The following is an 11,578-nucleotide window of genomic DNA, read 5'->3' on the forward strand; positions in this document are numbered from 1 at the left end:
ACAGGTTCAAAACTATTCAGCTTAATTAGTTAGCTTTCAATCTCCAAACATCACCTATGCAACGAAGAAAATTTCTTCGGGATTTCTCCTGCTCCGCCTTCCTGCTTCTGGCTAATGGCGCAATAAAACCACTTCAGGCAGGAGGCTTCCTTCCACCGCAAACCCCTAACCGGTTTCGGTTTGCCATAACCTCCGATGGGCATTATGGCCAACCAAATACCCCCTTCGACGAATATTATTCTACCATCTGCAAGGCTATCAATACCTTTCACCAGCAATTTCCCCTGCAATTTACGGTAGCCAATGGTGACCTGATCCACGACAACCCGGCTTTACTGGAAGCTTCTGCAAAAGCACTTCAAGCCATTTCCACCCCGCTTTATGTAACCAAGGGCAATCATGACCGGGTAAGCGATGCCCGTTGGAAGGAGGTATGGAAACAGGAGGTAAATCAAGCCGTTGAACTGGGAGATACGGTGCTGCTGCTCGGCACCACCTCCGATGAAAAAGGGAACTATCTTTCGCCCGATACCGCCTGGTTTGACACCCAGCTCAAAAAATACAGTAGCGCAAAAAATATTTTTCTTTTTTTTCATATCACCCCGGTAAAGTGGACCGATCATGCGGTAGACGCCAAGGATTTTCAACAGTTGCTGAAAAACTACAAAAATATCCGAGCAGCTTTCAACGGGCACGATCACCAGGAAGACGGGGTGAAACTATTTGGCGCTATCCCCTTTTTATTCGACGGGCATTTTGGCGGAAGCTGGGGCGTAGGATACCGGGGATTCCGGGTAGTTGAACTACTACCCGATAATAGCCTGCTGACCTATATGATGAGCCCTGTCGAAAAAATGGCCGAACTCACTATTTTTAATTCACTCTAACCTATGCTTTCGGTACTCACTAATTGGCGCAGCTGGCTGGCATTACTGGCACTTTCCATTGTAATCGGCACTATATTTTATTCTCGTTACCTGGCTAATAAAATTGCGCAGGAAGAACGCGATAAGGTTGAGCTCTGGGTCAATGCCAGCAAAGCTATATTCGACAATCCGGATATGCCGCTGACCCTGCCAAATATGATTCGAAATGAACAGACCAATATACCAATAATTGAAACCAATGAACTGGACAGCATTGTCAGTTATATAAATCTCGACAGCAGCGAGGCGCGGCTTAACCCCAGTTACCTGCCCGGCAAACTGCGCGAGTTTAAACGCCATAACGATCCCTTTGTACTGGTGCTTAGCCAGGATCCGTACCTGGCCAATAAATATTACTATGGCAATACCCGGCTGCTTAAAGAAGTGAAATACTATCCCCTGATTCAGTTGGTTATTGTGGGCCTGCTAATTACCCTGCTGATATTGCTGTTGAATACCCGGCACCGATCTACCCAAAACCAGTTATGGGCAGGCATGGCCAAAGAAACTGCCCACCAGCTTGGTACTCCTCTTTCTTCTCTACAGGGCTGGGTGGAAATGCTGAAAGAAAGCGGCGGACAGGAAAGCATAACAAAGGAGCTGGAAAAAGACGTAAACCGCTTAAAACTGGTAAGCGACCGATTCAGTAAAATTGGCAGCATTCCACAGCTTGAGCCTACAGATCTGGTGAGCCAGGTAGATGCCATGCTCGATTATATTAAACGGCGCGCTTCCGGGAAAATCCGTTTCGACATCCAGTTACCGGAGGCCGGAAGCCTGATTATTCCTCTTTCGGCTACCCTGTTCGACTGGGTGATGGAAAACCTCCTGAAGAATGCCCTGGATGCCATGGAAGGCGAGGGACAAATAAGCGTGCAACTACAAGAACATGAAAAACAAGTATGCATCGACGTAAGCGATACCGGAAAAGGTATTCCGGCCACGCATCTCTCCCGCGTATTTGATCCGGGTTTCACCACAAAAAAACGGGGTTGGGGTTTGGGCCTGTCGCTTTCCAAACGCATCATCGAACAATACCACCAGGGAGAACTTTTTGTAAAAAGCTCTGAACCGGGTAAGGGCACCACGTTTCGGATCGTTTTACCCCGGGAACGAAGCTTGCGCAAATAAAATAGACCGATTTCTTGGCCGCAATTCCCCGAAATCCTTACATTTGCAGCCGCTTCAAAAGCGAGCCCAGGTGTTGAAACTGGTAGACAAGCCACCTTGAGGTGGTGGTGCTGGAAACGGCGTGCTGGTTCGAATCCAGTCCTGGGCACTAAAAGGTTGTAAGTAACTACTTGCAACCTTTTTTAGTTTTACCTTTCTTCCATGAAAACACTTATTGTGGATGATAACGCAATTGCCCGCGCTACCATGAAACAATTGGCCAGCCAGGTTAAAGAAATTCAGGTAGTGGGGGAATGTTCCAATGCAATGGACGCCTATAACCTGCTACAAGAAAAACCCGTCGACCTGATTCTTCTGGATATAGAGATGCCTGGCATGTCGGGTATTGAACTAACCCAGGCCATCCGAAACAGCCAGTCACTGATCATTTTTACCACTTCAAAGAAAGAATACGCAGCCGAAGCCTTTGAATTAAATGTAGCCGACTATATTGTTAAACCGGTTAATCCGGCGCGTTTCCTGCAGGCGATCAGCAAAGCAGGCGAACTTCTTCAAAGCAAAAAAGAACAGTTCAAGAGCAATGAGGAAGAATTTGTTTTCATCAGGGATTCCGCCATCGTACGTCGTTTAAAACTCGACGATATTCTATTTGCCGAAGCAATGGGCGATTATGTTAAAATCCATACAGCGCAAAAATTCTATGCCATTCACACCACCCTAAAATCAGTGGAAGACAGGCTACCCTCTTCCAGGTTTCTGCGGGTACACCGCTCCTACCTGGTTGCATTGCATAAAATAGATACCATCCAGGACGGCCTTCTAATTGTACAGGGAAAAACAGTACCGGTAGCAGATACCTATAGGGCCGAGCTGAATAGACGCCTGAATATTCTTTGAAATCACCCCTTGAAATCCCGAACTTTAATTGCCTAATTAATTGCCACTATGCAGGGCAGGAAAATTACCATTCTCATTCTCTCCGCTTTCATTGCAGGCACCCTGCTGTTGGTTTACATTGAATACAACAGCTCCAAAAATATAAACCGGCTTATTACTGCCAATGAGCAACTGATGCAGGAATTCAATATCAGTACACAGCTAAACGAACTGCAAAAACGCATCATTTCTACAGAATACCAGATCAGGGATGCCCTAGCAGGCAAAGATCCGGTTCAGGTGCAGGATTTAGAAATTGCCGTTGAAGAGATGGAAAAGCAGTTAAGCCTTCAAAATTATTCGGCAGAACTTAGTAGCCTGGTTCAGCAAAAAATTAAATGGAACAGGCAATTGATCGATACCCTGGTAGCAGCAGGCAAACCAGCAGCCGCCAAACTACTGAATGAGCCAGCCGGCAAAGAGCTGACCGCTGCCATCCTGGAAACGGTTAATAAATTCGACAGCAGCCGGAAAGATCACCTGGATGAGGCAACCCAGTTAATTGACAAAAGCGGACAAAAAGCCCAACAGTTCAGCCAAACCCTGATTGTTCTGGTACTGGTAAGTGGAGCTATCTTATTCTGGTATATCATAAGTATTATACGCCGCCAGATCTTACTGATCCGCCAATTGAATATCTCAGAGAAAAAAGTGAAGCAATCAGCCAGGATCAAGGAAAATTTTATGGCAAACATGAGCCACGAAATCCGCACCCCCATGAATGCGGTCCTGGGATTTACCGATTTACTGCAACAAAAACCACTGGATACGGAAGCAAAAAAATATGTGGCGACGATCAAAAAATCCGGTGAAAACCTACTCACTATAATCAATGACATACTGGATTTATCTAAGATTGAAGCGGGCATGTTGCGGATAGAAGCCGTGGTGTTTGACATCAGGAAGCTGGTTCATTCGGTTGAACAATTACTAAAGCATAAAGCAGAAGAAAAACAGCTTGCTCTGGTAATTGAAACAGATCCATCTATCCCAGAATTGCTGGAGGGGGATCCCACCCGGCTTACACAAATACTGGTGAACCTCGTCGGAAACGGCATTAAATTCACCCACCAGGGATCTGTTCGGCTAACGGTTAGCCAAGTGGTTCAAAACGATGCCAGGACGCTGCTTAGGTTTACAATCAAGGATACCGGCATTGGTATGGATGCCAAAACCTTACCCGCAATTTTTGACCGCTTCCGACAGGCGGAAGATACGACCACCAGAAAATTCGGCGGCACCGGACTTGGACTCGCCATTGTTAAAGAACTGGTATCTCTTCAGTCAGGTACAATAGACGTAGAAAGTCAGCCGGGGGCTGGCAGCCTATTCAGGGTGGAAATCCCTTATAAAACAGCCGTTCATAAACCTATCGAAAAGCCTGTACCCCCACCCTTGCCAAACCCCACTCCGCTCAACCAGCAAAAAAACAGCCGGCTGTTGGTGGTCGAGGACAATGAAATCAACCAACACCTGATCAGTCAACTGCTCAGCAATAACGAATTTCTCTTTGACCTTGCAAAAAACGGGAAGCAGGCGCTTGAATTGCTTCGGGAAAAATCTTATACGCTTATTCTGATGGATATTCAAATGCCTGAAATGGACGGCTATGCAACTACACAGGAAATCAGGAAGCGGCTTCATTTAGACATTCCCATTATTGCTCTTACGGCGCATGCGATGGCCGGTGAACGGGAAAAATGCCTGGGTTATGGCATGAACGATTATTTGTCTAAACCGGTCCGGGAGCAGGAACTGCTTAAGACACTGGAAAAATTTATACTTCTTGAACCCTCCTATTCTGCCTCTTATTCCTGTATCAATCTTTCTTACATGCGGGAAGTAAGCAACGGAAACCTGGATTATGAGCAAACTGTGACGCGTTTATTTATTGATACGATTCCCGGTAACCTGCAATTACTGGAACAATACTGGAATGAAAATAGCGTTTCGGATCTGCGCCAATTGGCACATTCCATGAAAACCACGGTTTCGGTAATGGGCATAAATGAACAATTGCAACCATCCCTTGACACACTGGAAACAGACCAGTTAACAGAAGAAAAATTCAGGGCAGCATATGGCGATATAGTAAACATTTGCGAGCATGCTCTAAAAGAAGCCAGGCAATTTTACGCAACCATCCGGCCACCGGCCTGAAAATGGATTTCGCCGATTCATTTTGCCCGTAGAGCTAAAGCCGCCGTCACCCCCCGCTTTCTGCCGGTAGTTTTGGGCAAAAGGCTGTATGTCAACACCCAAACAGATATTTCAAACCAGCTCAAAAAGCAGATGGCGAGCCGTTCAATGGAGTTCGGGTTTGCTGGCAACTATACTCATCCTGCTGTTTCCCATCGTTCTTTATAGCCTTTTAAAAGACACCAAACCGGTATTACCGCAATTGGATGGTGTAGCCGGGAAAGGCCGGCATAGCCATCCGCCCATTATTCCACGCAGCCTAACAACAGCTGATCTGAAAAAATACCGGGGATTTGATGCCTATCTTACAGCCCGCAAAAAAATTGAACAATTTCAGGAAAACAACCAGCCAGCAAGGTTGTCTGAAATACGCGCAGCCTTTTATGTGGATTGGGATCCCCAATCATTCTATTCCTTACAACAGCATATCAGCAAGCTGAATACGGTGGTTCCGGAATGGTTCTTCATAGATCCGACAACGGATACCCTGCAACCGCAAATAGACACGCTTGCCTTGCAATTAATGAAAAAAAATAAGCTCTGTATACTTCCGTTGCTTAATAATATCAACCAATCGAAAGAAGACGGCGAATTTGATGGCAGTATACTTCACCGGATCCTACACAATCCGGCAAAAAAAGAACGCCTTATTCGCGATATCGTTAAATACATCCGACAGTATCAACTCCAGGGAATTAATATAGACTTTGAGGAATTTAATGAAGCCGGAGATGAGCCAATTATAGCTTTTCAAAAAGAGTTGTATGAGAAACTTCATGCACTTGAACTGTTGGTAACGCAGGATATTATGGCCGGCAATACAGACTTTAATGTAAAGAAACTGGCTGCTTACAATGATTACCTGTTTTTAATGGCATACGACGAACATTTTACCGCAAGCACACCCGGACCAGTAAGCAGCCAGCAATGGATTGAGAAGGTACTGGATGAAACTGCTCGCGAACTACCCTCCAATAAACTTATTTTAGGCATTGCAGGATATGGCTACGACTGGCCCAAAAATGAAGACGCTTCTACAGTAACTTATCAACAGGCCCTGGCAATTGCCAAGCAACATAAAGCACCTATAGATTTTGACAACAATAACTATAATAACAGGTATTCTTATACCGATGCTGAAGGTACAGCGCACGAAGTATGGTTTGCGGATGCGGCCACCAATTTTAACACGATCCGTTTTGCAGATGAATATGGTACTGCCGGCACCGCCTTGTGGAGATTAGGCAGTGAAGATGAACGCATCTGGCAATTTTACAACCGCAGCCTTACCAACAAAAGTCTCCTTCAGCAGCCAATTAATTTCAGTGATCTGGAGAAAGCGTCTCCGCTCTTTGAGCACCCTGATTACCTGGGGGATGGTGAAATATTAAATGTTCTGACCAAGCCAGATACTGGCAAAATCAGGATCGAAGGCGATTCTGTAGAAAATCTTATTGCTGAACAACGATACCTGCAATTGCCATCGGGATATGTCATAAAAAAGTACGGGAATGTTAACCACCAGGTAATCCTGACATTTGACGATGGTCCGGACCCCAGCTACACCCCCCAGATATTAGATATTTTAAAGAAGGAAAAAGTTCCGGCTACTTTTTTTGTAGTGGGAATGGAAGCCGAAAACAACCTACCCTTATTAAAAAGAATATTCCAGGAAGGACATGAAATCGGCAACCATAGCTTTACGCATCCGAATATAGCCACAGTAAGCAGTGAAAGAGCCACCGCCGAACTGGAAAGCACCCGGCTGCTGATTGAAGCTGTTACAGGTCATAGTACCGTATTATTCAGGGCTCCCTATAATGCAGATGCGGAACCATCCACTGAAGCAGAATTACGCCCCATTGCCCTGAGCAAACAAAAAAACTATTACACAGTTGGCGAAAGCATTGATCCGAACGACTGGGAAACCGGTATAACAGCGGATAGTATATATTTAAAAGTAATTCAGCAGTATGAGGCTAATCCTGGAAAAGGCATCATTCTGCTACACGATGCAGGCGGTAACCGGCAGGCAACCGTCGACGCCCTTCCTAGAATTATCCACTATTTTAAAAACAAACAGGTTGCATTTACAACAGTAGCCAACCTATTACATACTCCTAAAGAAACTATAATGCCGCCCGTACATGGGAAACTTTTACAAATAAACGGGCAGATTGCCGGATTCGGCTATCATTTAGAAAAAGGAATAACGCTCGCATTCTGGGCGGCGATTATTTTAGGTATGGTCCGTATCCTTATCATGGCGATCCTAGCCATTATCCAAAAATTAAAAACTGCCATTTATCAACCGGTTCAACAACTGGAACTTGGCAATCCAGCACCCGTTAGTATTCTTGTGCCGGCTTACAATGAAGAGCTTACCGCTGTAAAAACCCTGGAAAATCTGTTACAACAGGATTATAAAGATTTTGAGATCATCTTTATTGACGATGGCTCTACAGATCATAGTTTTCAAACAGTACAAAGCGCTTTTTCAAAGGATAAAAGAGTAAAAATTTACACCAAACCGAACGGAGGAAAAGCCTCCGCCTTAAATTATGGAATCAGCCAAACGAATAATGACTATATCGTATGTATTGATGCAGACACACAGTTAAAATCCGATGCCATTACGCAATTGATGAAATGTTTTATCAATCAATTGCCCGGCAAGCCAGCAATAGGAGCTGTAGCAGGAAATGTAAAAGTCGGCAACAAAACTACGATCCTAACCAAATGGCAAAGCATCGAATATACGACCGCACAGAATTTCGACCGCAGGGCATTTGATCTGATAAATGGCATTACTGTAGTACCGGGTGCCATCGGAGCCTTTAAAAAAGACGCCGTCCAAAAAGCGGGGGGATTCACCAGTGACACTTTGGCCGAAGATTGTGACCTCACGATCAGGATTCTACGTTCAGGGTATCGGGTTGTTAATTGTACGGAGGCAATTGCCGTTACCGAAGCTCCCGAAACCATCCATCAGTTTATGAAACAACGTTTCCGTTGGTGTTATGGAATAATGCAAAGTTTCTGGAAAAATAAGGATGCCTGTTTCAATCCCCGATTCAAGAGCCTTGGCATGATTTCTCTTCCTAATATCCTGCTGTTCCAAATACTGCTTCCCTTACTGGCGCCATTGGCTGACCTTATGTTAGTGATCAGTCTATTTTATAACCGGCACAACCTGGAAAGCATTCATAAAATTATTACCTATTACCTTCTATTTCTGCTGGTGGATATACTGGTAAGTGCAATTGCTTTTGCATTTGAAAAAGAGAAACCAGGCAAACTATTCTGGATAATTCCCCAACGATTTATTTACCGGCAACTGATGTACATAATTCTATTCAAGTCGCTTAAAAAAGCCATTAAAGGTGAAAGCCAAACCTGGGGCGTATTAAAACGAACAGGCCATGTAAAACCAGCTATCAATACGGTTGTTACCTAAAAATTACGACTATGAAACATCCATCCATTCAGTTATTTTTCCGGGTAATACTGGGCATCATCATTACTTTAAAAGGACTATTTTTCCTGACCAACCCCACCAAACTGGACCGGCTGATCCGGCTAAGTCCGACACATTCAATTGCAGGTCTTTTTTGGGATCATTTAATTGCAATCAGCAGTCTTCTGTGCGGAATCTTAATAATCACCGGCCTGCTAACCAGGCTGGCTTCTGCCCTGCAAATTCCTATTATGGCCGGCATGCTGATTTTCACAGCCACCCAGCGGGCTTGCCTTTCGAACCAAGAAGATGCGGCATTTTCTCTTCTTACCCTTATAACACTTTTTTACTTTCTTGTTAAAGGGCCAGGTGAAATTTCAATGGACAATTATCTCAGAAATCAACTATAACCTTAACAATTAAAACGAAACAAAATGAAACCGTTACTTATTATATCAGCTGCCGCCCTGCTGGTAACCGCATCTTTAAATGCGCAAACAAAACATGAAGAAAAACACGAAGCAAAAAAAGAAAGGAGAAAACTCAGAGCAGAGGAAGTGAGTTACCAGTCTAAACAGGCATTTGCTGCAGATTTTGGTACTATAAATCCTATTAGTACCCAAAAAATGAACGACTTTAATGAATTTACGTTTGTTAAAGACGGCCAAATCGTTTCGGCATTTTATGACATTGATGCCAAACTGGTGGGAACTACTTTCAATAAAAACTTCTCCGACCTACCAGAAAAAGCACAGCAGTACATTCACGAAAAATATGTTGGTTATACACCGGTGAATGTGTTGATGTACGACGACAATGAAGTAAATGACAGGAACATGATCTTGTACAATACCCAATTTGAAGATGAAGACTCCTATTTTGTAGAGCTCGAAAAGGGCAATTCTAAAATTGTAGTGCATGTTAGCATGAGCGGAGAAGTTGCTTATTATACGAAAATCAAATAAGCGAATAAACCATTCGCAAACTGCTCAAAAGCTGGTTAATGAGCAGTTTGCGAATGGTTCTAAACCTGATCTAACGACGTTTCAGGTCCTTGATAATAACTGGCAGCCATTCTTCATAAGGTTCCTTCAAAACAACATCTGGCTGAAACCCGGTCTGATCAATAGGCGCTGAATCTGTCCAGCCCGACTTCACACTTGGAACCGTAATAATAAACCTGTTAAACGGCATTTTTAATGGAATAGACATGCCTTCATAGTCCATCATTCCAAGCGTGTTACATCCATACCGGATTGTTTTGGCAGACTGACGGGTTAGATAGAAAAAATACTCTGTTGAGCTACCACAACGGTCGTCTACTATCAGGGCAACTTTTCGGGGGTATTTCAAGTTTTCCTCCAAAGGGAAATGCACACCTGGTATCGGGTAAAAATCATCCCGGGTAGATGGTAGCTCCTCGTAAGCTTTTTTATATTTAGCCAGCATAGCAGGCGGAAAATATTTCTGGTATTCATCAGGAATCGGTGCCGTAACAAATGGCTCCAGATCTCCCAGTTTTAATTTCACATTATTGGGAGAAACCCGCAAATAAGAAAGGGGTTGTTCAATTGCATTCGTCATCATATAAGGCAATAAAGAAACCCAGCCTGCACTTCCGCCGCTATTGCCGCGCAAATCAAGAACCAGATAAGGACGGCTACGGATAGCAGAATCATTGGCTTGCACCAATGCGGCAATCTCCTGTTCGTTATTACCAAAAGAAGGAATCTTAAGGTATGCTACGTCAGGGGCTGGTTCCGCATAATACAGACCTTTTGTAGTTCTCCACCGGGCTAATTCTTCCTGCTCCCGGGCATTTGTTGAACTGGGATAAATCTTCCCAAACATGGATTCATTCCAAAACTGCAGCAGGTTACCATATTGTTTTACGGGCACTTCCGTACTCATGAAACGATCATATGCCTTTACATATAACTTTTCACCCTGGCGACGAATGGTAAAATAAACAAAGCCAACCGGAAACTGATCCGATTTTGATGCCAGGCGTATGCCTTGATATAGGCCGTCCTGAACCAACCGGATTGCAACCTTTACAGAAGAGTCTGCACTCATCCAGATTCCTTCCAAGGCTAATCGATTCGGGGCACTGAAATATTTTTTCAACCCGGCTTCGTTCACCGGTACCACCAGGCTGTCTTCATCCTGTTCAGGCAAGTAGGAAACAATAAAATGCTTATCCCTGAAAAATCGTACATAATCAGCAAGCAGGTAATAACATTTCTTAGGATCATCCAAACCAGAGGCCATCCGCCGTATGCGTTCAGCCATTCTATGGTAGTCTTTGCTGCTATGTGCATTTACTTTAGCGGGGTAACCAGCATAGTTCAATTCGGCACTAGCTATTAACGTATCCAGATTTGCCCGGCAATTACAAACAACTTTCTGGGCTATAGAATGGCTGTAACCAACCTGCAACAGAACAAGTATCAAAAAAATACGCATAAACTAACCAGTTTTTATCCTTCAAAAATGCAAAAAATATAGATTTCTGAAGCGTGATTGTATTTCCGGATGCTTTTTTTCTGAAACAGCTTCTGCTGCTGCTGTTAGTTGGCTTTTTTACCTACCGGCGCAGAGACCCTCCTGCGGCTCTTCAACAGAGCTTAATTTTAGGGCAGAGCCTTGCCTCACCGATTATTCGGGTAGGTAGGATTTTGCTACTATAATCCCACATACCGAGAGCTTAAATATTCTCTTTGTGAGCACACAACCCATAGGCAGGATACTCAGGGCTGCGAAACTAGTCTTCGCAACCTGATCCGGTACCTGAACAAGAGGCTTGCATTTATGGAGAAATCCGAAAAGAATCCGCTTTCCCCAAAAGTCTGGAGCAATCGACCAGTAAAACCTTTACCCAAACTTGCCTTTTCAAAAGATCATCTACCCCATATTTTTCCTTCTAACC

The 11,578-nt window shown here is 44.2% G+C and carries 8 protein-coding genes and 1 tRNA gene; 8 read left to right on the forward strand and 1 reads right to left on the reverse strand.

Annotated elements, in window-relative coordinates:
- Window positions 1-56 precede the first annotated feature (56 nt).
- The 8 genes from A1D16_RS08375 to A1D16_RS08410 all read left to right on the forward strand — a co-directional run bounded on the left by A1D16_RS08375 (window position 57) and on the right by A1D16_RS08410 (window position 9,614).
- Entirely contained in the window at window positions 57-887 is an 831-nt protein-coding gene (locus A1D16_RS08375; protein ID WP_290708909.1) for a metallophosphoesterase, read from the forward strand.
- A 3-nt stretch (window positions 888-890) separates the two neighbouring features.
- Window positions 891-2,057 (forward strand): HAMP domain-containing sensor histidine kinase, encoded by a 1,167-nt coding sequence (locus A1D16_RS08380; protein WP_290708910.1) that lies wholly within the window; start codon window positions 891-893, stop codon window positions 2,055-2,057.
- A gap of 64 nt (window positions 2,058-2,121) precedes the next feature.
- Window positions 2,122-2,205 (forward strand) — tRNA-Leu (locus tag A1D16_RS08385).
- A gap of 53 nt (window positions 2,206-2,258) precedes the next feature.
- Entirely contained in the window at window positions 2,259-2,954 is a 696-nt protein-coding gene (locus A1D16_RS08390; protein ID WP_290708911.1) for a LytTR family DNA-binding domain-containing protein, read from the forward strand.
- A gap of 48 nt (window positions 2,955-3,002) precedes the next feature.
- On the forward strand, window positions 3,003-5,153 hold the full coding sequence (locus A1D16_RS08395; RefSeq protein WP_290708912.1) for a response regulator: 2,151 nt from the start codon (window positions 3,003-3,005) through the stop codon (window positions 5,151-5,153).
- An 88-nt stretch (window positions 5,154-5,241) separates the two neighbouring features.
- The gene (locus A1D16_RS08400; RefSeq protein WP_290708913.1) at window positions 5,242-8,649 is read left to right on the forward strand and encodes a polysaccharide deacetylase family protein; all 3,408 of its coding nucleotides are present in this window, start codon (window positions 5,242-5,244) and stop codon (window positions 8,647-8,649) included.
- Between the two features lie 11 nt (window positions 8,650-8,660).
- Complete coding sequence (locus tag A1D16_RS08405; RefSeq protein WP_290708914.1) at window positions 8,661-9,059, forward strand: DoxX family protein; 399 nt, start codon at window positions 8,661-8,663, stop codon at window positions 9,057-9,059.
- Between the two features lie 24 nt (window positions 9,060-9,083).
- A complete protein-coding gene (locus A1D16_RS08410) occupies window positions 9,084-9,614 on the forward strand; it encodes a hypothetical protein (RefSeq protein WP_290708915.1) in 531 nt (176 codons plus the stop codon).
- Window positions 9,615-9,684: 70 nt separating this feature from the next.
- Here the strand turns inward: A1D16_RS08410 and A1D16_RS08415 are convergent, their stop codons facing one another.
- A complete protein-coding gene (locus tag A1D16_RS08415) occupies window positions 9,685-11,115 on the reverse strand; it encodes a S41 family peptidase (RefSeq protein ID WP_290708916.1) in 1,431 nt (476 codons plus the stop codon).
- Window positions 11,116-11,578 lie beyond the last annotated feature (463 nt).

Origin of the sequence: Flavihumibacter sp. CACIAM 22H1 (assembly GCF_001601815.1) — a bacterium.
Classification (GTDB): domain Bacteria; phylum Bacteroidota; class Bacteroidia; order Chitinophagales; family Chitinophagaceae; genus Flavihumibacter.